Raw genomic sequence first — 25840 nt, forward strand, 5'->3', positions numbered from 1 at the left:
AAAAAGAAAAGAGGAGGTAGTCATGGTTCGGGTTGGGATAATCGGCTGCGGAAACATCGGTGGAGTTCACACCATGGTACTGAATGAAATAAAACAGGTTAAGCTCTGCGCTCTGACAGATATCCGACTGGAGCGGGCGGAGGAATATTCGGCCCGTTTTACGGATGGAAAGGCGAAGGCTTATGATTCCATGGAGGATATGCTTGAGAAGGAAGCGCTTGACGTGGTCCATATCTGCACTCCCCATTACTGCCATGTGCCTATGGCAGTAATGGCCTTAAAAAAAGGGCTTCATGTATTTATGGAAAAGCCGCCTGCCATAAGCAGAGAGCAATTCGATGAGCTTTTGGAGGCTTCCGGCCAGAGTGAGGGCAGGATAGGCATCTGTTTCCAGAACCGGTATAATGAAACAACTAAAAAGGTTAATGAACTTTTGGCCCAGGGAACACTCGGGAAGATAAAAGGCGGAAGGGCCTTTGTTACCTGGCACAGGGATGCACGCTATTACACAGAGAGCGGCTGGAGGGGAAAGCTTGAGACAGAGGGCGGAGGTGCGTTGATCAACCAGTCCATTCATGCCCTGGATCTGCTTCTTTCCTGGCTTGGAAAGCCAGTGAGAACAGAAGCGTCCATGAGCAATCACCATCTGAAAGGAATTGTGGAGGTGGAGGATACCCTGGAAGCCTATATGACTTTTACGGAAGGAACGGATCCGGTAAGCGCCAGCTTTTATGCCACTACGGCTTACGCCATGGATGCACCGGTTTTCTTAGAGCTTGCCTGTGAAAAGGGGTTTCTCCGTCTGGAAGGAAACTCAGTCTGGTATCAGATGAAAAGGCAGGAGGAACCGGTGGTATGGCAGGCGAAAAAATCTTCTCTGCTGGGAAAGACTTATTGGGGCAGCGGGCACGAAGCCTGCATCAGGGATTTTTATGATTGTTTAGAAACCGGGAAGGCCTATTTCAATGACCTTGCCTCGGTTCAGAATACATTTTACACCATGATGGATATTTATGATTCTGCAAGAAATGAGGGGAGATAGGACATGGATAAGGTAAGACTTGGTATTATCGGAATTGGAAACATGGGAAGCGGCCACTTAAAGAATATTCTTGAAGGGAAGGTCCCGGAGATGGAAGTGACTGCGGTAGCGGACCGCCAGGAAGGCAGAAGGGCCTGGGCAAAGGAGCATTTACCGGAGTCGGTTGTTATCTTTGAAGAAGGAACGGATTTAATCACAGCAGGTGTATGCGACGGAGTCTTAATTGCAGTGCCTCATTACCAACACCCCGAACTGACCATTGAAGCCATGAACCACGGGCTGCATGTAATGTGTGAAAAGCCTGCGGGAGTTTACACCAAACAGGTACGGGAAATGAATGAGACAGCTGAGAAATGCGATCGGGTCTTTGGAATGATGTTCAACCAGAGGACCAACTGCATTTACCGGAAAATGCATGAACTTGTAGCCGGTGGGGAACTGGGAGCCATCAAGAGGGTTAACTGGATCGTAACGGACTGGTACCGCACCCAGTCCTATTATGACTCTGGAAGCTGGAGAGCTACCTGGGATGGAGAAGGCGGCGGCGTACTCTTAAATCAATGCCCTCACAACATGGATTTAATCCAGTGGATCTGTGGAATGCCAAGCAAGGTACAGGCATTCTGCCACAACGGGAAATGGCATGATATTGAAGTGGAAGATGATGTAACGGCTTATTTGGAATATCCAAATGGGGCTACGGGAGTTTTTGTCACCACGACCGCAGATGCACCGGGAACAAACCGGTTTGAGATCACCTTGGAAATGGGAAAGCTGGTCTGCGAAAATGAAAAGCTTATGCTTCATAAGCTGTCTGAAAACGAGCGAACCTTCTGCAAAACGGCAAAGGGTGGATTTGATACGCCGGAATGCACGGTGACAGAGGTTGAAACGGATGGGGAGAATGAACAGCATGTCGGAGTTTTAAAGGCATTTGCAGGCAGGATCCTTAACGGAACGCCCCTTGTTGCAGATGGCGTGGAAGGAATTAACGGTCTGACTTTATCAAATGCCATGCATTTATCCAGCTGGTTAAAGAGAGAAGTGGAGATCCCCTTTGATGAAGATTTGTTCTTAGAAGAGCTTAATAAACGCCGTAGAGAATCAACGAAAAAAGAAGGAACCGGTGTTGTATTTAATACAGAAGGAAGCTATTAAGAAACACCCTTCGGGTATCCCTTTATACCAAAAAGCATGGGAAGCAAATAGGAAACACCCTTCGGGTATCCCTTTATGCCCAAAGAACATGGGCAGTAATTAGGAAACACCCTTCGGGTATCCCTTTATGCCCAAAGAACATGGGCAGTAATTAGGAAATGAAAAAAGGAGAAATGATTATGTGGGATGGAATTCTATTATCTGGTTTTGCAGATGAAATCGATATGGACTTAGGAAAGCAGATAGAAGTATTAAAGAAGCTGGATATTCATCATGTGGAGATGCGGGGGGTTAACGGCAAGGGCCTCGTTGAGTATTCAATCAATGAAGCGAAGGAAATCAAAAAGCAGCTTGATGAGGCGGGCATCCGTTTATCTTCCGTTGGTTCACCCATTGGAAAAATAAAAATCACCGATGATTTTGCCCCTCATTTGGAGCTTTACAAGCATACGGTGGAAATCGCCCATTTAATGGATGTTCCATACATCCGTATGTTCAGCTTTTTCATGCCTGAGAATGAAAACTATGCTCCTTACAGGGGAAAGGTCATGGATCAGCTGGGACAGTTTGCAGATTACGCAAAGGCCAGCCAGGCCGTACTTCTTCATGAGAATGAAAAGGATATTTACGGAGATGTTGCAGACCGGTGTCTGGAAATCATGAAGGAATTCTATGGGGATCATTTTAAGGCAGTCTTTGACTTTGCAAATTTTGTTCAGTGCAAACAGGATACTCTGGCAGCCTATGAAATGTTAAAGCCCTATATCGCTTACATCCATGTAAAGGATGCCCTGTGGTCGGATGCCAGTGTGGTTCCGGCAGGCATGGGAGACGGACATGTGGAAGAAATCTTAAAGATGCTGAAAAACTGTGGATATAAGGGATTTTTATCCCTGGAACCTCATTTAAGCGATTTTGCTGGATTCAGCGCTTTGGAGCAGAATGCAGCTGAAAAGAAAAAATTAAGCGGAGAAGAGGCCTTCACCATGGCCTATGAGTCACTTAAGAAAATACTGAAATTAATTTAACAATATCTCATATTACTGCCAACTGGTTATGAATGCAAGAGTAAGAGAAGAAAATGCCACTTGTAATTTGTCTGACAAGCTGTTATAATGCATCTCAAGGAGATTAATGCTTATGAAAATTCAAAAATCGAATGTAACAGCTCAGATTATTGAATATATGAAATCCAACATTGAGAACGGCATCTGGAGAGCCGGTGAGATGATTCCGTCGGAGCATGTTCTTACTGAGGAGCTTTCTGTATCTCGGGCAAGTATCCGTACGGCGATTCAGCAGTTCATTGCATTGGGACTGATGGAGAGCCATCATGGAAAAGGAACATATCTTATTTCAAATGATATGTCCGTCTTCCGGAAAACCGGCAGAAAAGATCATTACTACAGCATGGAAGATATTGTCCAGTCTCTTCAGTATCGAATGATCGTAGAGAAGGGGACGGCCCAGTTGGCAGCGGAGCATATCTCTCAGGAGGGGTTAAAGCGGCTGGAAGCTTATCTGGATGAGATGAAACAAAGTGTTGGAGATTCGGATGAGTTTGTTCGCAGCGATATGATGTTTCATCAGGAGATTTCAGAAGCCTCTGGTAATCTGCTGCTTAAGCACGGTTTGTGTGAAGTGCTTACAAACACGAGAGAGTACCATCAACAGCTGAATGAGCTGGTTGGATATAAAAACGGCATCTATTATCATACGATGATTCTGGAAGCCCTTAAGAATCGGGATGGGAAAAAGGCAGGACTGCTGATGGAAGAGCATTTGCAGACTTCCATGAAAGATGCGCTTGACTCAGAAACTGAATCATAGTTCATTGTATGTTAGCCCCGGCATGACAAGCCGGGGCATAAGATAAAAGATACTTGTCAGACGACTAACAACATTAAACATAATTAAAGATATTGGAGGAAAATGAAATTGCCATTATAAGATTGATTTTAAATATAAAAAGGAGAAGAAAGGTATGGAAATTAAAAATTTCACAAATTTAACCGGAAAAAAGGCAATCGTAACAGGTGCGGCACAGGGATTATGTCATGGAATGGCAGAAGGCCTTTTGGAAGCAGGAGCAGAAGTCTGCATCATTGATATCAGCCCAAAGACTCTGGAGGCAGCGAGAGAGTTTTGTGACAGAGGTTACATTTGCCACGGCGTGATTGCAGATCTGGGAGATGATGAGGACCTGTGGAACGGCTTCCATGCTGCAATAAGTGGCATGGGTGGACATCTGGATATTCTGGTCAATGGAGCAGGTGTACAGAAGCGTCATAAGTCAGAAGACTTTCCCATTGAGGATTGGAATTTTGTAATCAATATCAATTTGAATGCTGTGTTCAAGCTTTGCAAGCTTGCCGGGCAGCAGTTCTTAAAACAGAAGAGCAAAGGAAAAATTATCAACATTGCTTCTATGCTGTCCTTTTTCGGCGGCTATACCGTGCCTGCATATGCGGCATCTAAAGGAGGCGTGTCACAGCTTACAAAAGCTCTGTGCAATGAGTGGGCAGCTGCGGGTATCAATGTCAATGCACTGGCACCTGGTTACATGGATACGGAAATGAACGCTTTACTGACAGAACCGGATAATCCAAGATACAAGGAGATAACGGACCGTATCCCGGCACATGTATGGGGGACACCGGAAGATATGAAAGGACCATGCATTTTTCTGGCATCAGCAGCCTCCGATTATTTGAATGGCGCAGTCATTCCAGTAGACGGCGGATATCTGGTCCGGTAGGGAGGCTTTCATATGATAACTGGTAAGATTACAATAGAACGAATGGAAGGCTGGAGATATATTTCTGCAAAAGACAGGGGACTGCATGAGGTGATTTCACAGGGGAATGCAGATTCGGCCATGGCGGAATTTAACCAGATTAAATGGTTGGAAAGGGATGGACAGCAATCATGAATAGACGAACATCGATTTATTTGCCGCAGTTTACGGTTGGCGAGGATGCGTTTTCAGCATTTGGTGATGAGATGAGAAAATACGGAACCAGAGTGGCAGTGGTTTATGGTAAAAAGGCATGGAATGCATCGAAATCTTATGTTTTACCTGCATTGCAGGCAGCAGGACTCACCGTAACGGCAGAAGTGCTTTACGGCAAGGACGCGACCATTGAAAATGTGGAACGAATCCTTGCAATACTTGACAGTCAGGAAATCCATATGATTCTTGCCGTAGGAGGGGGAAAATGCATTGATACGGGTAAGGTAATTGGGGATAGAATGGGAAAGGCTGTGTTTACGGTTCCAACCATCGCATCAAACTGTTCCCCGGTAACAAAAATCAGTATTATGTATCATAAGGATGGTTCCTTTCGTGAGATCGTAAAACTGAAATCCGTGCCGTCTCATTGTTTTATCCATCCGCGTATCATATTGGCGGCACCGACAAAATTTCTCTGGGCAGGGATTGGTGATGCGATGGCGAAAAATGTGGAATCCGAGTGGTCCGCCAAGTCAGGCGAACATCTGGACTTTGGCAGCGAGTTTGGCATCACAGCCGGTAATATGTGTTTTTTTCCGATGGTTCGGGAAGGAAAGAAGGCACTGGAAGATGCGAAAGCAGGAAAGGTAAGCGAGGCATTGGTAAATACGATTTTAAATGTCGTAGTAGCTCCTGGTGTCACTTCGGTATCGGTTCAACCGGATTATAACGGCGGGGTCGCACATGCGTTATTTTATGGGCTGACAAAGCGTAAGAATATCGAAAAGAATCATCTGCATGGTGAGGTTGTATCCTATGGTACTCTGGTAAATCTGATTCTTGATCAGAACTGGGATAAGTTTAAGAAGGCTTATGAACTGAATCGTTCCATCGGTCTTCCGGTCTGTCTGGCGGATCTGGAGCTGAACCGCAGCGATTCGTTTGAGGATGTATTGGAGGCAACGCTGGCAAATCAGGAACTGACCCATACACCTTATCCGGTTACGAAAGAAATGATATACAACGCAATTTTGGAGCTGGAAGATTATAAAGGTTAAACCACTTATAATAGACACAGGATATGCCAAATAACATTAGCAGATACCTGTGTCTTTTTCAGCCGGTTATCATTTTGACATAATAGTTTGGAAGATTCTCTCCATACAGAATAGATAAAGCTTTCATCTACGATTCGGGAGCGATTTGGATGGCACAGTCCTGATCTTTGCAGTAAGAACTGAATTCATCATCAGGCATCTGTTCCGTCAATATACAGTCAAACTGGCCGATCTCTCCGAAGGTCATAAGAGAGGTACGCCCAAACTTTGAGGAATCTGCCAGAAGATAATGCTTCTGGCTCTTTTTTAACGCCGTTTTCTTAATGATGTATTCCTCTGTGGAGGCGTTGCAGACCCCGGCCTGAAGGGAAATTGCGGTGCAGGCCATAAATGCCCGGACAATGTTATAATCCTCCAAGTATTCCACGCAGGAGCTGCCCACTAATGAAGCAGTATCCCTTTTTAGAGATCCGGGCAGGACGATTAAATTGATGTTGAGATAATTCATGGATTTATTGATGACCTGGAGGCTGTTGGTAATGACAGTGACCGTACTTAAATGGGCCAGATGATCCACAATGCTCATGGTGGTGGTCCCGCTGTCAATAAATATGATATCCCTCTCCCGCACAAAGGAAGCGGCCAGTGCAGCGATCCTTTGCTTGCTCCCGGCATTTCTTCCGGCACGCTCATGGAAGGTGACCAGATTCGGGATAGGGGACGCATTTTCGCATGCAATGACGCCGCCGTAGACTTTTTCTACCGTGCCGCGGGCGACAAGGATCTCTAAGTCCCGGCGAAGGGTATTTTTTGAAATTTTAAATTCTTCACACAGGGCATCAATGGAAGCCGTTCTGTGCTCCAGTATATATTGCTCCAATTGGTCGATTCGGGAAATTCTCATAGGTGTACTCCTTGCTCAGCTGTCTCTCTGACATACTGTTATAGTAAGATTATAGCAGATGTGCAAAAAAATATCAAGAAGTAACCAACACTTAACCACAATTTATAAAATTAAAGAGGAATGTCTTGACTGACATCGAAATAAGTGCTAAAATATGACCATAACATTACATAAATGAAATCAAAACATAACCATAAAGGGGAAGGGAGAGGAAAACTCTTTTTATCATTGATGAAATGGTGGTGGGACAAGAAGTGTGATTTCCTTCTACTAAGCCAGAAAAGAGATGATTAGGGATGATGCGGCAAAGATTTTCCACAGTCAGTGGGATGGAAGCCCGGGTAAAGGAGAAGAAGTATGGGATTAGTAAAAATGAAGGAATTGCTGAATCAGGCCTCAGAAAAAAACAGGGCGGTTGGAGCCTTCAGTGTGGGAAACCTTGAGATGGTGAAGGGAGCTGTAAAGGCAGCTGAAGATATGAATACCTCCATTATCTTACAGATCGCGGAAGTGCGTCTTCCTCATTCCCCGCTGACTCTGATGGGGCCCATGATGGTGGAGGCAGCGAAGAATGCAAAGGTCGATATCGCAGTTCATCTGGATCACGGCAAGACCATTCAAGTGTTAAGACAGGCTTTGGATTATGGGTTCACCTCTGTGATGATGGATGGTTCCAACTTTCCCTTTGAAGAGAATATGGCAAAGACCTTAGAGGCAGTCAATCTCGCCAGGGGATATGGAGCCACCGTGGAAGCAGAGCTTGGCCTGGTTGGCGGAAGTGAGGATGGGAGTACGGATGAGGGAATCCGATGCACCAATCCTGAGGATGCCAGAATTTTTTGCGAGAGAACCGGAGTGGATGCACTTGCAGTAGCAATCGGTAATGCTCACGGCAATTATCCGGTAGCTCCCAGACTGGCTTTTGATGTATTGGAAGCCATTGATCAGAAGACCAATGTTCCTTTGGTTCTTCACGGCGGGACCGGTATTACTCCAGAGGATTTCCGGAAAGCCATAGGCCTGGGAATCCGGAAGATCAACATTGCGACGGCCAGCTTTGACAGTCTTACAAATGAAGCTGCAAAGTATTTGTATTCGGAAGGAAAGCATGATTATTTCGGACTGAATGAAGCGATGGTCCGGGGAGTGTATGAGAATGTAAAGCAGCATATCCGGATCTTTAACTGTGTGGAGCCGCTTATATAAATCAGTATGAAACATGAAAACAAACCGCTTAAAGCAGCCATTAAGCGAAGAGAAAGGAATGGATATAAAAATGGGAGAAGTTAAAAAATTAAAGTTTCTTGTAAATGGTCAGTGGAAGGAATCAAAGACAGAGAAGTATTCTGATGCTTACGATCCCAGTACCGGCGAAGTAATTGCTAAGGTACCATGCTGTATCAAAGCAGAAGTAGAGGAAGCCGTAGAGGCAGCCAAAGCGGCGTTTCCGTCATGGTCATCTACCCCTGTAATAAAGAGAGTTCAGGTACTTTATAAGCTCAGGGATCTGCTCATAGAGCATATGGATGAACTGACAATGCTGGTGGCAAAAGAAAACGGTAAAAGTTGGGAAGAGGCTCAGGGTGATGTACTGAAAGCCAAAGAAGGTACTGAACAGGCCATAAGTGCTCCGTCACTGATGATGGGAGACAGCCTGATGGACGCTTCCAGCGGATTTGATACGGTTCTGTACCGTATGCCTCTTGGGGTATTTGCCGGTATCATCCCATTTAATTTCCCTGCAATGATACCGATGGGCTGGATGACCCCTATGTGTATCGCCTGCGGCAACACCATCGTACTGAAAGCCGCTTCCTTTACCCCTCAGTCCTGTATGCGTATAGCAGAACTGTATAAAGAAGCAGGACTACCGGACGGCGTTATTAATATTGTCACTTGCTCCAGAAACGAAGCAGAGATTCTTCTCACTCATCCCGACATCAAAGGGATCAGCTTTGTAGGTTCTACATCCGTAGGTATGCATATCTATTCGACTGCTGCAGCTACGGGCAAGAGAGTTCAGGCTCTCTGCGAAGCAAAGAACCATGCCTTGGTTTTAAATGATGCTCCGGTCAAGAGGGTAGCGGCTGGAATCATTAATTCCTCATTCGGTTGTGCAGGAGAAAGATGTATGGCTCTCCCTGTTGTGGTAGCGCAGGAGGGAATTGCTGATGCCCTTGTGGCGGAAATAATCGCTCAGGCCAAGACTCTAAAAGTAGGTCCGGCGTATGATAAGAGTACAAAACTCGGCCCGGTGGTAAATCAGGCTCATAAAGATTCCATCTTGAAGTGGATTGAAACAGGAATAGAAGAAGGCGCAGAGCTTGTACTGGATGGACGGGACATTGTAGTCGAAGGCTATGAAAATGGCTTTTACATAGGGCCGACCATATTCGACCATGTGGCTCCAGGCATGAGTATAGGGGAAAAAGAAATCTTCGGACCGGTGCTGTGCATCAAGAGGGTGAAGACTTTTGAAGAGGGATTAGAGATCATGAATGCCAATCCATATGCAAATGGTTCTGTTATCTTTACGCAGAATGGTCACTATGCCAGAGAGTTTGCAAGACACACCGACGGTGGTATGATCGGCATCAATGTGGGAATTCCTGTTCCGGTAGGAATGTTTCCTTTCAACGGCAAAAAGCTGTCATTCATCGGAGATCTGCACTGCTTAGGCAAGGATGGATTCCGCTTCTTCACAGAAAATAAAGTTGTTACCAGCAGGTGGTTCGACGAAGAAACCGGAGAATCCACAAACGTAAATACCTGGGATGGTACAATCTAAAAAATGCCGGCCAATGATAGATAAAAACGCCCTGCAAGGCGGATTAAGACCTTGCAGTGTGTTTTTTCGTTCCATGAAATGGCTGCTGATCATGCAAAACGGGATGGGAGAGATGTAACGATGGAATATGTAAGATTTGATGAAACCAGAGAAATGGACTTAATTCTTCTTGGAAGGGTAGCAATTGATTTTAATCCGGCTTACAATGAGTATGTGAAAGAAGAATTCAAGCCATTAAAGAAAGTGCACATGTTTGAAAAGTTCGTGGGCGGTTCTCCGGCTAACATCGCCGTAGGTGTGACCAGACATGGCATGAAAGCAGGATTTATCGGGAAAGTTTCAGATGACCAGTTCGGTGAATTTGTAGTGGATTATTTTAACGAACAGGGGATCGATACCTCTCATATTACAAAATGCAAAAATGGTGAAAAGCTGGGACTGACTTTTACAGAAATGCTCTCTTCCAGTGAAAGTAATATCCTGATGTACCGGAACTGCATTGCTGACTTACAGCTGGACGTAGAAGATATAGATGAAACGTATATTAAAAAGGCAAAAGCAATTTTGATATCAGGTACGGCGCTTGCACAAAGCCCGTCAAGAGAAGCAGCCCTTAAGGCAGTCATGCTGGCGAAGAGAAACGATGTCAGAATTATCTTTGATATCGATTACAGAGCCTATAACTGGAAAAATGCAGATGAGATATCCATATACTACTCTGCAGTTGCCAAAGAAGCTGACATTATTATGGGCTCAAGAGAAGAATTTGACTTAACGGAGAAACTGATAAAACCAGGCATGACAGACAAAGAAAGTGCAGCTCTATGGCAGGGTTATCGTGCAAGGATCGTGGTCATCAAGCATGGAATGAAAGGGTCTACGGCTTATACTTATGACGGACAGTCATTTTCCATCAAACCGTTCCCGGTGGAAGCCAGAAAGGGATTTGGCGGCGGAGACGGATACGGTTCAGGGTTCCTTTATGGACTGTATCAGGGCTGGGACATCATAGACTGCCTGGAATTTGGCTCTGCAGAGGCCTCCATGATGGTAAAGAGCAATAACTGCTCGGATTCTCTGCCGACTCCGGAGGAGGTACATGCATTTATTAAAGAAGAAAAGGAAAAGTTTGGTGAAATGATTGCCCGTGTATAAAAATGTAAAGGAGAGCGGAACATGTCAAAAACAATCAGAATGACAACAGCACAGGCACTTGTGAAGTTCCTGGATAACCAGTATGTTTCTGTTGATGGAGTGGAAACAAAGTTCGTTGAAGGTGTTTTTACTATTTTCGGTCATGGAATCGCAGTTGGCTTAGGAGAGGCTCTGGATGCGGACCCTGGACAGCTTAAGGTTCTTCAGGGAAGAAATGAGCAGGGGATGTGCCATACGGCCATTGCCTTTTCAAAGCAGAGCAACCGGAAGAAAATCATTCCGTGCGCCTCATCCGTGGGACCGGGTGCTGCCAATATGGTAACCGCCTGCGCAACCGCAACGGTAAATAACATTCCTCTGCTGGTATTTCCAGCCGATACCTTTGCCTCCAGACAGCCTGATCCGGTATTGCAGCAGCTGGAACAAAGCAGCAGCCTTGCGACCACAACCAATGATGCGTTCAAACCAGTATGCAAATACTGGGACAGAATCACTAGACCGGAGATGATCATGAGCGCTTTGATCAATGCCATGCGTGTGCTGACAGATCCGGCAGAAACCGGGGCATGCTGCATTTCCATTTGTCAGGATGTGGAAGGAGAATCCTATGATTATCCGGATTACTTTTTTAAGAAACGGGTACACAGGATCACCAGACCTCTTGCGGTAGAAGAGGAACTGGATGAGATTGCAGACATCCTTGCAGAAGCAAAGAAGCCGTTTGTAATCGTAGGTGGAGGAGTCCGCTACTCCGGGGCGGGAGAAACCGTAGAAAAGTTCTGTGAAGAATTTAACATACCTTTTGGAGAAACCCAGGGAGGGAAGAGTGCCTGCAAATCAAGCCATCCTTACTGTCTTGGCGGAATCGGAGTTACCGGTACCTATGCTTCCAATGTGATTGCAAAGGATGCGGATGTGGTGATCGCCATCGGAAGCAGGCTAAGTGATTTTACAACAAGCTCAAAGTGGCTGTTTAAAAGGGAAGATGTCCAGTTTATTACCATCAATAACAGCAGATTCCATGCGTACAAAATGGATGCGGTTAAAGCAGTGGGAGATGCGAAGGTAACCGTTCAGGCACTGGCAGAAAAGCTGAGGGAAAAACAGTATGTATCTCAGTATAAAGACGAGATCACCGATGCAAAAAGAAAATGGGATGAAGAGATGGTGCGTTTGGGCAGCATTGAATACACTGGAGAGGATTTTGAACCCAACATAAAAGCGCGGGATCCCAGAACCATTCCGGAGTTTGTTAAGTTAACCGATGGAAGGCTCACCCAAACAGCTGCACTTGCAGCAATCAGAAGAATCATCGATGAAGATGCTACCATCATTACGGCAGGGGGCTCCCTTCCTAGCTGTATGCAGCGCATGTGGACGACTGACAAGCGGGGCGGTTACCATGCGGAGTACGGGTACTCCTGTATGGGATATGAAGTGGCAGCCACACTGGGAGTTAAATTTGCAGAGCCGGAAACGGAAGTTTACTGTGTTGTAGGCGATGCCAGCTTCCAGATGCTACATAGTGAAATTATGACCATTATGCAGGAACGGCAGAAGGTCAATATACTGATATTTGATAACTGCGGCTTTGGCTGCATCAATAATCTGGAAATGAACCATGGGATCGGAAGTCTTGCCACGGAATTCCGCTATACGGATGGGAAGAAGCCCTCAGGGGATTTAATCCCGGTTGATTATGCCAAAATCGGGGAGGGGTATGGTCTGAACGCTTATACCTGCAGAACCACCAAGGAACTGGAAGAGGCTCTGGAAGATGCAAAAAAACAGGAAAGGGCCTGCCTGTTTGATTTAAAGGTGATCCCCAAAACCATGTCGGATGGTTATGAATCCTGGTGGAACGTAGGAATTGCCACAACCTCGGAAAAGCGCAGCGTGAGAGAGGCGTGGGATAGGGTCATGGAAGGAAGAAATGAAGCCAGAAAGTATTAATCTGCTGCAATGCCGGCGGAATAAAAAATTATATGACAGGGAAGGGATACAAATATGTTAAACAAGGAGAAAGTAAAGTTAGGAATTGCACCGATTGCATGGACCAATGATGATTTGCCTGATTTAGGGAAAGAAAATACCTTCGAACAGTGTGTCAGCGAAATGGCTCTGGCAGGCTTTACCGGTTCCGAGGTGGGCAACAAATATCCAAGAGATGTGGAAGTTTTAAAAAAGGCTTTGGATCTTCGGGGCGTAGAGATCTGCAACGCATGGTTTTCCACCTTTTTAATCAGCAGGCCTTATGAGGAGACGGAAGAAGGATTTGAAAAGCATGTGGCATTTTTGGCGGCAATGGGAGCCAAGGTTGTAGGCGTTTCTGAGCAGAGCTACAGCACACAGGGAATTTTAGACCAGCCGGTATTTGAAGGAAAGCATGAGATGGATGACAGGGAATGGGGGCTGCTTTGCGAAGGCTTAAACCGTCTTGGAAAGCTTTCCAAAGAAAAATACGGGGTGGCTTTAACCTTCCATCATCATATGGGTACCGTTGTTCAGAGTGCGGCAGAGGTAGAACGCATGATGGCGAACACGGATCCTGAATATGTAAGCCTTTTGTTTGACAGCGGCCATTTTGCTTATTGTGGTGAGGACCCGGTTGCCATGGTGGAGAAATATGTGGGACGCATCAAACACGTACATTTAAAGGATATCCGTCCTGAGATTGTAAAAAAGGTAAGAGAGGAAAACATGAGTTTCCTGGCAGGGGTAAGGGCAGGAGCATTCACCATTCCAGGAGACGGCTGCGTGAATTTTGATCCCATTTTCAAGGTGCTGGAAGATGCTTCCTATGAGGGTTACATGGTAGTGGAAGCAGAGCAGGATCCTGCAAAGGCAAATCCTCTGGAATATGCTATTCGCGCAAGAAAATTTATTTCTGAAAAAACCGGTCTTTAAGAATAAGAAAAAAGAAGGAGAAGAAAATTATGGTAACTGTAGGAATTATCGGAGCAGGAAGAATCGGAAAGGTACATACAACCAGCATCTGTAATCTTGTAAAGAACGGAAAGATCAAGACCATAGCCGATCCATTCATGAATGAGGAAACAGACAAATGGGCAAAAAGCATGGGAGTTCCTAATACCACCAAGGATTACAAGGAGATTTTAGCAGATCCGGAGATCGACGCCGTGTTGATCTGCTCTTCTACCAACACCCATTCTCCTATTTCTGTTGAGGCCATTAAAGCAGGAAAGCATGTATTCTGCGAAAAACCCATTGACCACGACATTGATAAGATCAAGGAAGTGATTGAAGCCTTAAAGGGCAGTAAGATAAAATATCAGGTAGGCTTTAACCGCCGTTTTGACCACAACTTTGAGGCAGTTAGAAATGCGGTTGCAGCCGGAAAGATCGGAGAGCCTCACATCATCAAAGTGACATCCAGGGATCCAGAGCCGCCCAGCGCAGAGTATGCGGCAGTATCCGGCGGCATGTTCTTAGACATGACCATTCATGATTTTGATATGGTACGTTATTTGGCAGGCTGTGATGCGGAGGAGATTTACGTTCAGTCCGCAGTGCTTGTAGACCCGGCCATCGGGGAAGCTGGGGATGTGGATACCGCAGTCATTACCTTAAAGATGGAGAACGGAAGCCTGGCAGTAATTGATAATTCCAGAAAAGCCGCTTACGGCTATGACCAGAGAGCAGAGGTATTCGGCTCCAAGGGAATGGTGGCAACCTCCAATGATACTGAATCCAGTGCAGTATTAAGCACTGCCGACGGCGTTACCGGAGAAAAACCCCTTTACTTCTTCTTAGAGCGCTATATGCAGTCCTTTGCAAAGGAAGTGAACTGCTTTATAGAAGCCATTGAGAATGATACCGATACTCCTCTTGGCGTTGAGGATGGGTTAAAACCTGTATTAATGGGCATTGCTGCCAAAAAGTCCGTACAGGAGCACAGACCCATAAAAATTTCAGAAATCATGATGTAATGAGCGCAAGAGAGCGAAGATGAGCTTGCTCATCGGCGCGAAGGTTGAATGCCGCCCAGGAACCGAAGGTTCCTAGGATAATGAGCGCAAGAGAGCGAAGATGAGCTTGCTCATCGGCGCGAAGGTTGAAAGGAGCTGTCATGAGCGAATTATTCAGTTACCCGGAATTTGATCCCAAGGGAGTAAAGCTCCTCACCAAAGCAGGGGATAGGGAAAATGATATGTTAATGGACATAGCCGTTTATGAGATGAAGGCAGGAGAAGAGCGGTCTTTCTCCAGTCAGTCAGATGAGATGGCGGTCCTTCTCCTTACCGGGGAAATCCTGTTTTCCTGGGAAGACAGGAAAGAGTGGGGAAAACGGAGCAGCCTGACGGAAGAAGGGCCCTATTGTCTTCACGTTTCAAAGGGCGTAATGGTAAGCGTGGCGGCAAAAGAAGACAGTCAGGTTCTGGTTCAGTGTACCGGAAATGACCGGGAGTTTGACAGTGTATTCTATAAGCCGGAGAACTGTACCAATGATATTTTTGGGGAAGGTCTTTTGGATGATAAGATGAAACGGACTGTCCGCACCATCTTCGATTACAACAATGCCCCCTATTCCAATATGGTTAACGGGGAAGTGATCAATCATCAGGGAGGCTGGTCCAGCTACACCCCTCATGAACATCCTCAGCCTGAGGTTTACTATTACCGGTTTGAACGGCCGGAAGGTTTCGGCGCCTGCTTTATCGGAGAGGATGTCTTTAAAATCAAGGATGGAAGCTGTGCTGCCATACCCGGCGGCAGGACCCATCCCCAGGTAACTGCCCCTGGGTTTCCTATGTACTATTGTTGGATGATCCGGCACCTTCCGGATAACCCATGGACAACACGGGTAGATGATCCCAGATACAACTGGATCAAAGAATTAAAATAAATTGATCGGCTAGAAAGCGTGGTGTTTTATTCCGGATAAAATACCGCGCTTTTGTCGTTTCCTGTAGATCGGGACAAACAGATTCCCAGCAGGACTTTTTGCAAACATGATATACTCTGGCAGCATACTTTATAAGATATTGATGGATAATTGATATCAGAAAAGAGGAGTAATCATGAGCCAGGTTTGGAAAGTGCTGGGAAACCTTGTGGAAAGGTATGACCTTATCTACCAGACGGGTTTGTTTTTTAGAATTGTTGTAGCAGGGTTTTTAGGATATTTAATCGGATATGAGAGAACGAATCGATACAAAGGAGCAGGGATGAGAACCCATGCCATTGTGGCCATGGGAGCCGCTTTAATGATGGTGGTTTCCAAGTACGGGTTCCGGGATGTCCCCAACTTTGATGCTTCCAGGATCGCCTCCCAGATCGTATCAGGAGTCGGTTTTCTTGGAGCAGGCGTCATCTTTGTCAAGAATCATTCCGTCAGTGGTTTAACCACTGCGGCAGGCATCTGGGCAACTGCTGGAGTGGGGATGGCAATCGGTGCAGGAGACTACTTTATGGGATGCGGAGCAGGCCTTTTTCTTATTTTTACCCAGATCCTCCTTCATGATGTCCCTTTTTTGTCCAGGGAGCCATTCCAAGGTGTCTTAAAAATAACTACGAACCAATACGACATCGTTATGATAGAGCTGCTTCATTATCTAAATGAAGAAAAAATCAAGGTTTTAAACATTAAAGTGAGTAAATCTAAGGATTATACCAAGGTGGAGCTTGACCTCCTTTATCCTGCAGGATATGGGAAAAATGACCTGATCATCAAATGGTCAAAAGATAAGAGGATCAATTCTATCAGTGGGTAATTAAATTTTAATCACCTTAAAGCATATAGAAAAAGTAGGAAATAATTTAAAAACAGTTGCAAAAGTTCCGGAAATATGTTTATAATGAATCTGACTTTTCCGACTGATAATCAGGTATCAGGTATAATTATTGGAAAACTGAAAGGAGAAATGTATGAAAAGATTTTCTATGAAGAGTGCAGCATTCCTGTTAGCATCTGTCATGGTGCTGGGAGGTCTTACTGCCTGCGGAGGAAAGGACCCGGTAGCAGAAACCACCACAGCTGCGAATGCCAGTTCAGCAGGCGGATCTAATGACGGAGCCGGAGAAACGGCTGCAGGAGGGGAAAACACATTTACTTATGCAATTGCAGGGGATCCGGGCGCTAATGTAAATGTAATTACAACCAGCGACCGTTTCGGCCTTATGACTATTAAAATGATCTATTCCCCGTTATATATGTACAATGCAGATGGAATCAATTATTTCCTGGCAAAGAGCATAGACACCTCTGATGACAAACTGACTTATACCATGCACCTTCGTGATGATGTAAAATGGTCTGATGGAGAGAAATTCACTGCTGATGACGTTGTCTTTACCTTTGAAGCCATGGCAGATGAGAAAAACGCAGGCTGGGCATATTCTCAGTTGGTATTCCCTGAAGGAGCAGTTAAAATCGAAAAGCTCGATGACTATACGGTTTCCCTCACCATGCCTTTTGTTAACTCCGCTGCAGTGGAAATGTTTTCCCAGATATTCATTATGCCAAAGCATATCTATGAAAACGTGGAGAACTTTGAAAACAATGACGTAAACACCAAGCCGGTCGGTACAGGACCTTATGTAATGGCAGAATATTCCCCAGGCTCCTATGTGAAATTCACAAAGAATGAGAATTACTTCTTAGGTGCTCCTTCTATTGATAATTTTGTATACCGGATCATTGAAAATGAAAATACAGCCATGACAGCCATTCAGAGCGGGGAAGTAAACGCCTGGATCGGTACTCCTGCGCAGGTGGCACAGATGAACCTGGATGCAGCCAATCTGACGGTTTACCCATACCAGGAAGGCCGTGTGGGATATATGATGATAAATGCAAACCGTATAAAGGATGAAAACTTGAGGAAAGCGATCTTCTATGCCCTGGATAAAAAGGCCATTGCAGACGCAGCACTTTTAGATCCCCAGTATTATGACCTGCCATGGAGCTTCATGCCTCCCAACAGCCAGTATTTTACGGAGGATGTGGAGAAATACGAGCAGAATCTGGATAAATCCAAAGAGCTTCTTGCAGCTTCCGGTGTAACAAATCCGGAATTGACACTTGCCTATAACGCTTCCGACAGCCTCCAGTCCACTTCTGCCATCATGATACAGGAACAGCTTCAGAAGGCAGGAATTAAGGTGAACTTAACCGGCGTTGATTCAACGGCCCTCAGCCAGCAGATGAAGCAGGCGGATAATCCTTATGATATGTATTTTGGCGGATATATCATGGGCATTGACCCGGATACGTTCTCAAGCTTATTTGAATCAGGTGCCCCATACAATTATATGCATTACGACTATCCTGAGATGAATGACCTTTTTGCCCAGGGCCGAAAGGAAACAGACGATGCAAAGCGTAAAGAAATCTATACAACGATCCAGCAGAAACTGCAGGATACCGCTTGCTTCTATCCTCTGTATTCCAATAAACGCCTTCTTGTAGTATCCAAAAACGTATCAGGAATTGAAGAGTCAAAGCTGGTTCCTGTTTATACCTTTGAGGATACTTCCAAACTACAGATGAAGTAATGATGTCAGCAGATGCGTAAGCAGCAGAAATGGTGCGTCGTGGATCAGCTGTGAAGAGGAAAGGGTGTTCTGCTGCTGGAATCCTGCGGCAGACACCTCTTTCTATATATAAGGAGAAACCATATGGCGAAATATATATTAAGACGGATATTAACAGCCATACCCATGGTCCTTTTAATCACAATTCTATGTTTTGCTTTGATGCATTTTGCACCGTATAATGCCATTGATGCAATGACAACACCAAAGATGTCTCCGGAAACAATTGAATTGATTAAGGCCAAATATGGGTACGACAAGCCTCTGTTCATCCAGTATTTACGCTGGCTGAACGGGATATTGAACGGGAATTTTGGATATTCCATCGTAACCAAGCAAAGCATTGCCGGGGATCTTGCAGTGAGGATTCCAAACACCATAAAACTGGTTCTACCAGCCTATGGAACCGCTTATATTCTGGCAATCATCCTGGGGCTTTTGGCAGGCTCCCACAAGAATAAGGCAGCAGACAAAGTGATCGACGGAATCTCTTCCGTAGCGATCGCCGTTCCTTCCTTCTGGTTTTCCATGCTTTTGATTTTTGTCCTGGGTTATAAGCTTAAGCTTCTTCCCATTGTAGGAATGCATTCCGTAGGAAAGGAAGCTTCTGTGGCGGATTTTCTAAGGCATTTTATTATGCCTTTTATCACCCTTACTTTTACATTTTTACCGGCCAATGTTAAATTCGTCCGTTCTTCCACAGTTACCCAGTTTTCTGAGGACTATGTGCTGGTTCAGCGGGCCTTTGGTGCTTCCAGAGGAGAAATCATGTTTAAACATGTCTGTAAGAACGTCCTACTTCCCATTATTACAAGGCTGGGCATGGCTCTTCAGCTGCTGGTAACAGGAGCCATCATTACGGAAACCGTATTTGGGTGGCCGGGTGTCGGACCTTATTTTATCAAGGCGATCCAGGGCATGGATTATCCCATCGTCATGATCATACTGGTCTTATCCTCTTCCCTCGTGATTCTTGGTAACCTTCTGTCGGATATCCTTTACTGTATCACGGATCCGCGAATCAGGGAAATGGGGTGACAGAAGATGAAAAGAAACGAAGTGAACAAAAAGAAGAGCAGGTCCGTGAGAGTGGACAGCGTATTCCTGGCATTAAAGCATGATAAGGCGGCAGTCATTTCCCTGATTCTTTTGGGACTAATCATTTTATTTGCACTCATTGCACCCCTTCTTCCTGTGGAACCTAATGCTACCAATATTGCAAACCGTCTTCAGCCTCCGTCAGCCGGACACTGGTTCGGGACCGATGAAGTTGGACGGGATTATTTTGCCAGAGTTATCTACGGTGGCCGGGTTTCCCTGCTGGTTGGATTTCTGGCCATGTTAACAAGCCTTACCATCGGTGTGGCGGTGGGAACCATTTCCGGCTTTTGCGGAGGAATGGTGGATATGGTTCTCATGCGCATTGTAGACGTCCTGTATTCGATTCCGTGGATGATCCTTGTTACCGTTGTCAGCCTCTTTTTAAGGCCAGGATTAAAGTCCATCATTCTGGTCATCGGCTTTTTTACCTGGATGGAGATTGCCAGGCTGGTGCGGGCCGAGACCCTTTCCCTTAAAGAAAGAGAGTTCATCCTTTATGCTGAGTTTTCCGGTGTGGGTATCTGGAAAATTATTATTAGCCATATCATCCCTTCCGTATTTCCTACGATCATAGTTTCAGCGACCACAAGCATGGCTAATGCAATTATGACAGAGTCATCCTTAAGCTTCCTGGGAGTTGGTATCCAGCAGCCGATGTCTTCCTGGGGAAGCCTTTTACAAAACGCCCAGGGAACCATGCAGAATACCTTTTACATGGCACTGATCCCGGGACTTCTGATCATCATTACGATATTTGCTTTTAATAAGCTGGGAAATCTGCTCCGGGTTTTCGTGGAACCGAAAATTATGAACGACGAAAAAGAATAAAGGGAGGAAACAGGAATTGGAAGAGATAAAGAAAAACAATGATAAAATCCTGTCCGTCCAAAATGTGCATACCACCTTCCGCACCCACGGGAAATCGGTAAAGGCGGTTCGCGGCGTAAGCTTTTATGCGGGCCATCAGGAAATTCTGGCTGTTGTGGGGGAATCAGGCAGCGGTAAAAGCGTTCTGATGAAATCTATCCTGGGTCTGATGCCGGAAAATGCAGAGGTCACTGCGGACCAGATATTATTTATGGATAAGAACATACTTGAAATGACACCGGATCAGCAAAGAAAGATGAGGGGAAAAGAGATCGCCATGGTTTTCCAGGACCCCATGACGGCTTTGAATCCTTTGAGAACCATCGGTTTTCATCTGACAGAGGTGTTGAAACGCCACAGGGGAATGGATAAGCGTGCCGCTCAGAAGGAAGCAATTGCAGTTTTGGAACAGGTGGGAATCCCGTCTCCGGAAAAGAGACTGAATCAGTATCCACATGAATTTTCCGGAGGTATGAGACAGAGGGTGCTGATTGCTATGGCCCTTTGCTGCCGGCCGAAGCTGCTGATCGCAGATGAGCCGACTACGGCTCTTGATGTTACCATTCAGGCCCAGATCCTGGAACTCTTGAAAAAACTGCAGGATGAATCGGGAATGAGTATCATACTCATCACTCATGATCTGGGTGTGGTGGCAAGCTTAAGCCGCCGGATCATGGTTATGTATGGCGGACTTATGATGGAAGAGGGGCTTACCGAAGAAATCTTTTATTCGCCTAAGCATCCCTATACCAGAGCCCTCCTTCAGGCAATTCCCAAACCTCAGACAGGGGACCGGAAGCGGCTGGAACCAATCCCGGGAATGGCTCCGTCCTTAATCGATCCCCCGGATGGATGTCCGTTTGCTGAGCGGTGTAAATTTGCCTGTGAACAATGTGAAAAGGGAATTCCCAAGTACCGGGTATATTCGGACACCCAGAGAGCCATGTGTATCTTTTCAGCAGAGGAACTGGATGCAAGGGAAAGGAAGGTAGACTGATATGGATAACAGGAACCAGGAAATCCTGCTGGAAGCCAGGGAGGTTTGTAAATATTTTCCTGCCAAGGACTTTTTCGGTCGTAAGAAGGCAGAGGTAAAGGCAGTGGACGGAGTGAATCTTACCATCCGAAAAGGGGAAACCTTTGGATTGGTAGGAGAATCCGGCTGCGGGAAATCCACTTTAGGACGGACCTTAATCCGTATGTACGATCCCACCAGCGGGTCTATCCTGTTTAAGGGGCAGGATATCACCAGGGTAAAGGGCAGTAAGTTACTACCTATCCACCGGCAGATGCAGATCATTTTCCAGGATCCCTATTCCGCCCTGGATCCTCATCACAATGTGCGGGAGATCATTGGAGAGTCCATGGCGGCGGTGTCTGGCATAGCGGCAAGCGAGATGGACGGCAGAATCGAAGAGATGCTTAAAAAGGTTGGAATGAAGCCGGATGACATGTACAAATATGCCTATGAGTTTTCGGGAGGCCAGCGTCAGAGGATCGGAATTGCGAGGGCATTGGCAGTGGAACCGGAATTTTTACTCTGTGACGAACCGATCTCGGCCCTTGATGTTTCCATTCAGGCACAGGTGGTGAACATGCTGGAGGATTTACAGGAGGAGATGGGGCTTACTTATCTGTTTGTCGCTCATGATCTGTCCATGGTACGCCATATTTCCACACGGATCGGCGTCATGTATCTGGGCCGGCTGGTGGAGATCGCAGACTGCGACGAACTGTATGAAAATCCTCTTCATCCTTATACAAAAGCCCTTCTTTCCGCTATACCGGTAGCTGATCCGCAGCTCTCTGCAAAGTCAAAGCGGCTGATGCTTCATGGGGAACTTCCAAGTCCCATGCAAGTGCCTTCCGGCTGCCATTTCCATACCAGATGTATGTATGCCAGGGAAGAATGCAGCAGGGATATTCCGGAGATGAAAGAGGTTTCATCCGGGCATTTTGTGGCATGCTCTTGTCTGCCAATTAAAGGATAAAACGAAAATAATCCTTGACTTTTCAAATAAAACTTTTTATAATAACAACAATTAAAAAAGACTAAGCAAAGACGCTTAAGACATTCAAACTCTAAGGCGTCTTTTTGCATATTTTTAGGATGAAATAAAGAACGCCTTGTGTCCAAAAGACATAAACAAGAAATAAGAGGAAAGGGGATGGAATTATGCCAGATATGGTGAAAGTTGAAAACTTAAAGAAGAACTTCGGAGATTTAGAGGTTTTAAAGGATATAAGCCTGACAGTAAAGGAGGGCGAAAAGCTGGTCATCATCGGACCCTCCGGCTCAGGGAAGTCCACCTTTATCCGCTGCATCAACTACTTAGAGGAACCAACCAGCGGAAAGATAACCGTGGCAGGCACAGAAGTAACAAAAAAGAACCATTTGGAAATGGCTAAAAAGTATTCCTCCATGGTCTTTCAGCAATTCAATTTATATCCCCATCTCACTGTCTTAGAAAATCTGACTTTAGCACCCATTAAGCTGCAGCATGTTCCCAAGGAAGAGGCAAAGAAGAATGCCATCAAATGCCTGGAACGAGTCGGTTTAAAGGAAAAGGCGGGAAATTATCCGGTCCAGCTCTCCGGCGGTCAGCAGCAGAGAGTGGCCATAGCCAGGGCTTTATGCACCAAACAGCCCTTAATACTCTTTGATGAGCCTACCTCTGCACTGGATCCTGAGATGGTTCAGGAGGTTTTAAATGTTATGGTGGAGCTGGCTCATGAGAACATTACCATGATCTGTGTGACTCATGAAATGGGCTTTGCACGTCAGGTAGCAGACCGGGTGATCTTCATGGATGGAGGCTATATCCTGGAAGAGGGAACACCGGAACACTTTTTTGAATGTCCGGAACATGAGCGGACCAAAGCGTTTTTAAGCAAGATCCTTCATTAGGATGTTGATTAAATTATATTAATGAGGAGGGAACCAATTATGATGAAGAAAATGTTATCACTTGCCCTTGCTTTTGCGACTGTGGCATCTTTAACCGCATGCGGCGCAAAGGCTCCGGAGGCCACCACAGCTGCTCCGGCAGAATCAACTGCAAAGGAAGGAGCGGAAGGCTCAGATGCAGCAGGCGAAAAAGCGGCAGCAGACGTACAGAAAATTATTGACCGCGGAGTTTTAAAGGTTGGCTGCAAGGCAGATATTCCAAAGTTCAGCTTACAGAATACGGCAACCGGAGAATATGAAGGCTTTGAAGATGACCTGGCTTATGAGATTGCCGGCTCGATTTTCGGATGCACCGCTGATGAAGCGAAAGAAAAGAAGCTGGTAGAATTCCAGGGCGTGACCGCTAAGACAAGAGGACCTCTCTTAGAGAACGGTGAGATCGATCTGGTTATCGCTACCTTTACCATTACACCGGAAAGAAAAGAAACTTATAACTTCTCCACCCCATATTTTACCGATGCGGTAGGACTTCTGGTTAATAAGAGTTCCGGGATCGAGTCCATCGAAGATCTGAATGGCAAGATCATCGGTGTTGCCCAGTCTTCTACGACAAAGGACGGCTTTAAGAAATACGTTGATGAAAAGGGATACAAGGTAAATCCTCAGTTCCAGGAGTTTGACGGTTACCCGGCACTGGCTCAGGCGCTGGCAACCAATCAGATCGACTGCTTCTCCGTAGACCGTGCGATTCTGGCCGGCTATTTAAACGACGGAAACCAGATCTTACAGGACCGGTTCGCGGAACAGGATTATGGTGTTGCAGCAGCAAAAGAGAATGCAGGGCTTGCAGCTCTTGTTGACGAAAAAGTTACTTCCATGATTTCTGACGGTTCTCTTATGAATCTTCAGGACAAATGGGGCCTGCAGTAAACCCTTATGTAAAGGATAGATGACATGATAAAAGGTCTTTTTGATGCAAAACGCTGGAATGCCCTGTTTCAGGCATTTCCTGAATATTATATACCGGGCTTTCTTATGACGCTTAAAATATCACTAGTGGGGCTGGCCGTTGCGCTGGTCCTGGGAGTGATATTTGGTATGTTTTCCACGGCTAAATTTAAGCCATTAAAGATAATTTCACGAATTTATGTGGAATTCATACAGAATACGCCTCTGGCTTTGCAGGTATTGTGCTATTATTCTGTGCTGCCTATGGTATTTTCCAGTTCAGGTTTCAGGATTCCTAAGTTCGTACTGGGCGTGATCGGGGTAGGTGTCTATCATGGTGCCTATATATCAGAGGTCATAAGGACCGGAATTGAAGCCATACCAAAAGGCCAGTCCGAGGCAGCTTCGTCTCAGGGCTTTTCCTATCTGGAAACCATGTATCATATCATTCTGCCTCAGACTATAAAGATTATTATGCCGCCTCTTGCGAATCAGGCGCTGAATCTGGTGAAGAATACCTCCATTCTGGCTATGGTGGCCGGTATGGACCTTATGTATTTTACGGATTCCTGGGGAGCTGACCGGGGATACTTTGCCCAGGCGTATTTTACAAGCGCCGTGATGTATTTTATCATCTGTTTCCCATTGGCAAGGCTGGCCCGTTATCTGGAAATCAGATCCATGCGGCTGCCCGTAGCAAAAACGCTTGATATAAAGGCAGATGAGGAGGCAGCATGTTAGAATTATTTCATCAGATATTTACACCGGCCAATGTGACTTTCATGCTGAAGGGCTTGAGAATGACGGTCATGATTGCCGTTCTTGCCACCGTTATCAGTACATTTTTCGGAACGATCCTGGCTCTTATCAGGACCTATTCATCAGGAAAATGGAAGTGGGCAGGAGGGCTCGTGGCTGCCTATACGGAATTTTTTCGCTGTACCCCAAATCTTTTGTGGATACTTTGGATCTATTTTACGGTGAAGGGGAATAAGGTAGGAGTATCAGTATTTGCGATTTCCCTTTTCACCTCAGCGGTCATGGCTGAAATATTCCGGGGGGGCTTAAACTCCATTCCAAAGGGGCAGTTCGAGGGAGCCCAGTCTCAGGGATTCAGCTTCATAGAGACTCTTATATTTATCGTGCTTCCCCAGATGTATAAGAAGGTGCTTCCGGCTCTGCTCAGCCAGGTGATCACCATCATCAAGGACACTTCCTTCTTAAAGATGGTCGATGTGGCGGAGTTTATGAGAAACTGCTCCGTTGTTCTTGGAAGCATTTACGATGTCAGAGGTATGCTGCTTTTATTCGGCTTTGAGGCTCTCTGCTATTTTACCATCTGCTTTGCACTTAGCTGCGCGGTGAGGGGATATCAGAAAACCATTGTGACTGGTTAGGGAG

Annotated in this window: 25 protein-coding genes; 24 read left to right on the forward strand and 1 reads right to left on the reverse strand. The window is 45.8% G+C overall.

The features are described from left to right. Window positions 1-22 precede the first annotated feature (22 nt). The 7 genes from H171_RS21685 (at window position 23) to H171_RS21710 (ending at window position 6211) form a co-directional block, all read left to right on the forward strand. The gene (locus H171_RS21685; RefSeq protein WP_100306981.1) at window positions 23-1042 is read left to right on the forward strand and encodes a Gfo/Idh/MocA family protein; all 1020 of its coding nucleotides are present in this window, start codon (window positions 23-25) and stop codon (window positions 1040-1042) included. A gap of 3 nt (window positions 1043-1045) precedes the next feature. Next, window positions 1046-2200: a Gfo/Idh/MocA family protein gene (locus H171_RS21690; RefSeq protein WP_100306982.1), complete on the forward strand. Its 1155-nt coding sequence runs from the start codon at window positions 1046-1048 to the stop codon at window positions 2198-2200. A gap of 179 nt (window positions 2201-2379) precedes the next feature. Beyond that, complete coding sequence (locus tag H171_RS21695) at window positions 2380-3228, forward strand: sugar phosphate isomerase/epimerase family protein (RefSeq protein ID WP_100306983.1); 849 nt, start codon at window positions 2380-2382, stop codon at window positions 3226-3228. Window positions 3229-3340: 112 nt separating this feature from the next. Further along, window positions 3341-4030 carry a FadR/GntR family transcriptional regulator gene (locus H171_RS21700; RefSeq protein WP_166433642.1) on the forward strand — a complete coding sequence of 230 codons (690 nt, stop codon included), beginning with the start codon at window positions 3341-3343 and terminating at the stop codon, window positions 4028-4030. Between the two features lie 154 nt (window positions 4031-4184). Continuing rightward, window positions 4185-4958: an SDR family oxidoreductase gene (locus H171_RS21705; RefSeq protein ID WP_100306985.1), complete on the forward strand. Its 774-nt coding sequence runs from the start codon at window positions 4185-4187 to the stop codon at window positions 4956-4958. Between the two features lie 12 nt (window positions 4959-4970). Next, a complete protein-coding gene (locus H171_RS24245) occupies window positions 4971-5132 on the forward strand; it encodes a hypothetical protein (protein ID WP_157803205.1) in 162 nt (53 codons plus the stop codon). Beyond that, window positions 5129-6211: an iron-containing alcohol dehydrogenase family protein gene (locus H171_RS21710; RefSeq protein ID WP_100306986.1), complete on the forward strand. Its 1083-nt coding sequence runs from the start codon at window positions 5129-5131 to the stop codon at window positions 6209-6211. The genes H171_RS24245 and H171_RS21710 overlap by 4 nt, the downstream gene beginning before the upstream one ends. 127 nt (window positions 6212-6338) lie before the next feature. Here the strand turns inward: H171_RS21710 and H171_RS21715 are convergent, their stop codons facing one another. Further along, a complete protein-coding gene (locus tag H171_RS21715) occupies window positions 6339-7115 on the reverse strand; it encodes a DeoR/GlpR family DNA-binding transcription regulator (RefSeq protein ID WP_100306987.1) in 777 nt (258 codons plus the stop codon). A gap of 357 nt (window positions 7116-7472) precedes the next feature. Between H171_RS21715 and H171_RS21720 the strand changes: the two genes are divergently transcribed. The 17 genes from H171_RS21720 (at window position 7473) to H171_RS21800 (ending at window position 25836) form a co-directional block, all read left to right on the forward strand. Further along, on the forward strand, window positions 7473-8321 hold the full coding sequence (locus H171_RS21720) for a class II fructose-bisphosphate aldolase (protein WP_100306988.1): 849 nt from the start codon (window positions 7473-7475) through the stop codon (window positions 8319-8321). Between the two features lie 58 nt (window positions 8322-8379). Then, window positions 8380-9903, forward strand: a complete 1524-nt coding sequence (locus tag H171_RS21725; RefSeq protein WP_330404273.1) for a CoA-acylating methylmalonate-semialdehyde dehydrogenase — start codon at window positions 8380-8382, stop codon at window positions 9901-9903. A 120-nt stretch (window positions 9904-10023) separates the two neighbouring features. Continuing rightward, on the forward strand, window positions 10024-11058 hold the full coding sequence (gene iolC / locus H171_RS21730; protein WP_100307620.1) for a 5-dehydro-2-deoxygluconokinase: 1035 nt from the start codon (window positions 10024-10026) through the stop codon (window positions 11056-11058). A gap of 21 nt (window positions 11059-11079) precedes the next feature. Then, complete coding sequence (gene iolD / locus H171_RS21735) at window positions 11080-13011, forward strand: 3D-(3,5/4)-trihydroxycyclohexane-1,2-dione acylhydrolase (decyclizing) (protein ID WP_100306989.1); 1932 nt, start codon at window positions 11080-11082, stop codon at window positions 13009-13011. 54 nt (window positions 13012-13065) lie between these two features. Continuing rightward, window positions 13066-13965 (forward strand): myo-inosose-2 dehydratase, encoded by a 900-nt coding sequence (iolE, locus tag H171_RS21740; RefSeq protein WP_100306990.1) that lies wholly within the window; start codon window positions 13066-13068, stop codon window positions 13963-13965. Window positions 13966-13994: 29 nt separating this feature from the next. After that, entirely contained in the window at window positions 13995-15008 is a 1014-nt protein-coding gene (gene iolG / locus H171_RS21745; RefSeq protein WP_100306991.1) for an inositol 2-dehydrogenase, read from the forward strand. A gap of 140 nt (window positions 15009-15148) precedes the next feature. Further along, entirely contained in the window at window positions 15149-15925 is a 777-nt protein-coding gene (locus H171_RS21750; protein ID WP_100306992.1) for a 5-deoxy-glucuronate isomerase, read from the forward strand. Between the two features lie 175 nt (window positions 15926-16100). After that, the gene (locus tag H171_RS21755) at window positions 16101-16793 is read left to right on the forward strand and encodes an MgtC/SapB family protein (protein ID WP_100306993.1); all 693 of its coding nucleotides are present in this window, start codon (window positions 16101-16103) and stop codon (window positions 16791-16793) included. Window positions 16794-16947: 154 nt separating this feature from the next. Continuing rightward, window positions 16948-18576 (forward strand): ABC transporter substrate-binding protein, encoded by a 1629-nt coding sequence (locus H171_RS21760; protein WP_100306994.1) that lies wholly within the window; start codon window positions 16948-16950, stop codon window positions 18574-18576. 123 nt (window positions 18577-18699) lie between these two features. Then, the gene (locus tag H171_RS21765; RefSeq protein WP_100306995.1) at window positions 18700-19653 is read left to right on the forward strand and encodes an ABC transporter permease; all 954 of its coding nucleotides are present in this window, start codon (window positions 18700-18702) and stop codon (window positions 19651-19653) included. Window positions 19654-19659: 6 nt separating this feature from the next. Further along, a complete protein-coding gene (locus H171_RS21770; RefSeq protein ID WP_207655212.1) occupies window positions 19660-20544 on the forward strand; it encodes an ABC transporter permease in 885 nt (294 codons plus the stop codon). 16 nt (window positions 20545-20560) lie between these two features. Then, the gene (locus tag H171_RS21775) at window positions 20561-21580 is read left to right on the forward strand and encodes an ABC transporter ATP-binding protein (protein ID WP_100306996.1); all 1020 of its coding nucleotides are present in this window, start codon (window positions 20561-20563) and stop codon (window positions 21578-21580) included. Between the two features lies 1 nt (window position 21581). Continuing rightward, entirely contained in the window at window positions 21582-22574 is a 993-nt protein-coding gene (locus H171_RS21780; protein WP_100306997.1) for an ABC transporter ATP-binding protein, read from the forward strand. Between the two features lie 185 nt (window positions 22575-22759). Then, window positions 22760-23491, forward strand: coding sequence for an amino acid ABC transporter ATP-binding protein (locus H171_RS21785; protein ID WP_038284088.1), 732 nt, complete (start codon window positions 22760-22762; stop codon window positions 23489-23491). A 39-nt stretch (window positions 23492-23530) separates the two neighbouring features. Then, window positions 23531-24421: a transporter substrate-binding domain-containing protein gene (locus tag H171_RS21790; RefSeq protein WP_100306998.1), complete on the forward strand. Its 891-nt coding sequence runs from the start codon at window positions 23531-23533 to the stop codon at window positions 24419-24421. Window positions 24422-24445: 24 nt separating this feature from the next. After that, window positions 24446-25180, forward strand: a complete 735-nt coding sequence (locus H171_RS21795) for an amino acid ABC transporter permease (RefSeq protein WP_100306999.1) — start codon at window positions 24446-24448, stop codon at window positions 25178-25180. Further along, the gene (locus H171_RS21800; protein WP_100307000.1) at window positions 25174-25836 is read left to right on the forward strand and encodes an amino acid ABC transporter permease; all 663 of its coding nucleotides are present in this window, start codon (window positions 25174-25176) and stop codon (window positions 25834-25836) included. The genes H171_RS21795 and H171_RS21800 overlap by 7 nt, the downstream gene beginning before the upstream one ends. Window positions 25837-25840: the final 4 nt, after the last annotated feature.

It is taken from the genome of [Clostridium] celerecrescens 18A, from assembly GCF_002797975.1.
Classification (GTDB): domain Bacteria; phylum Bacillota; class Clostridia; order Lachnospirales; family Lachnospiraceae; genus Lacrimispora; species Lacrimispora celerecrescens.

What these genes read in the sequence shown, in the direction of transcription:
- H171_RS21690 (WP_100306982.1), top strand. Translation starts at nt 1,046, where the DNA reads ATGGATAAGGTAAGACTTGGTATTATCGGAATTGGAAACATGGGAAGC.
- H171_RS21715 (WP_100306987.1), bottom strand. Translation starts at nt 7,115, where the DNA reads ATGAGAATTTCCCGAATCGACCAATTGGAGCAATATATACTGGAGCAC.
- H171_RS21755 (WP_100306993.1), top strand. Translation starts at nt 16,101, where the DNA reads ATGAGCCAGGTTTGGAAAGTGCTGGGAAACCTTGTGGAAAGGTATGAC.
- H171_RS21700 (WP_166433642.1), top strand. Translation starts at nt 3,341, where the DNA reads ATGAAAATTCAAAAATCGAATGTAACAGCTCAGATTATTGAATATATG.
- H171_RS21720 (WP_100306988.1), top strand. Translation starts at nt 7,473, where the DNA reads ATGGGATTAGTAAAAATGAAGGAATTGCTGAATCAGGCCTCAGAAAAA.
- H171_RS21785 (WP_038284088.1), top strand. Translation starts at nt 22,760, where the DNA reads ATGCCAGATATGGTGAAAGTTGAAAACTTAAAGAAGAACTTCGGAGAT.
- iolD (WP_100306989.1), top strand. Translation starts at nt 11,080, where the DNA reads ATGTCAAAAACAATCAGAATGACAACAGCACAGGCACTTGTGAAGTTC.
- H171_RS21770 (WP_207655212.1), top strand. Translation starts at nt 19,660, where the DNA reads ATGAAAAGAAACGAAGTGAACAAAAAGAAGAGCAGGTCCGTGAGAGTG.
- H171_RS21725 (WP_330404273.1), top strand. Translation starts at nt 8,380, where the DNA reads ATGGATATAAAAATGGGAGAAGTTAAAAAATTAAAGTTTCTTGTAAAT.
- H171_RS21795 (WP_100306999.1), top strand. Translation starts at nt 24,446, where the DNA reads ATGATAAAAGGTCTTTTTGATGCAAAACGCTGGAATGCCCTGTTTCAG.
- iolE (WP_100306990.1), top strand. Translation starts at nt 13,066, where the DNA reads ATGTTAAACAAGGAGAAAGTAAAGTTAGGAATTGCACCGATTGCATGG.
- H171_RS21685 (WP_100306981.1), top strand. Translation starts at nt 23, where the DNA reads ATGGTTCGGGTTGGGATAATCGGCTGCGGAAACATCGGTGGAGTTCAC.
- H171_RS21800 (WP_100307000.1), top strand. Translation starts at nt 25,174, where the DNA reads ATGTTAGAATTATTTCATCAGATATTTACACCGGCCAATGTGACTTTC.
- iolC (WP_100307620.1), top strand. Translation starts at nt 10,024, where the DNA reads ATGGAATATGTAAGATTTGATGAAACCAGAGAAATGGACTTAATTCTT.
- H171_RS21695 (WP_100306983.1), top strand. Translation starts at nt 2,380, where the DNA reads ATGTGGGATGGAATTCTATTATCTGGTTTTGCAGATGAAATCGATATG.
- H171_RS21710 (WP_100306986.1), top strand. Translation starts at nt 5,129, where the DNA reads ATGAATAGACGAACATCGATTTATTTGCCGCAGTTTACGGTTGGCGAG.
- H171_RS21780 (WP_100306997.1), top strand. Translation starts at nt 21,582, where the DNA reads ATGGATAACAGGAACCAGGAAATCCTGCTGGAAGCCAGGGAGGTTTGT.
- H171_RS24245 (WP_157803205.1), top strand. Translation starts at nt 4,971, where the DNA reads ATGATAACTGGTAAGATTACAATAGAACGAATGGAAGGCTGGAGATAT.
- H171_RS21750 (WP_100306992.1), top strand. Translation starts at nt 15,149, where the DNA reads ATGAGCGAATTATTCAGTTACCCGGAATTTGATCCCAAGGGAGTAAAG.
- H171_RS21760 (WP_100306994.1), top strand. Translation starts at nt 16,948, where the DNA reads ATGAAAAGATTTTCTATGAAGAGTGCAGCATTCCTGTTAGCATCTGTC.
- H171_RS21765 (WP_100306995.1), top strand. Translation starts at nt 18,700, where the DNA reads ATGGCGAAATATATATTAAGACGGATATTAACAGCCATACCCATGGTC.
- H171_RS21705 (WP_100306985.1), top strand. Translation starts at nt 4,185, where the DNA reads ATGGAAATTAAAAATTTCACAAATTTAACCGGAAAAAAGGCAATCGTA.
- iolG (WP_100306991.1), top strand. Translation starts at nt 13,995, where the DNA reads ATGGTAACTGTAGGAATTATCGGAGCAGGAAGAATCGGAAAGGTACAT.
- H171_RS21790 (WP_100306998.1), top strand. Translation starts at nt 23,531, where the DNA reads ATGATGAAGAAAATGTTATCACTTGCCCTTGCTTTTGCGACTGTGGCA.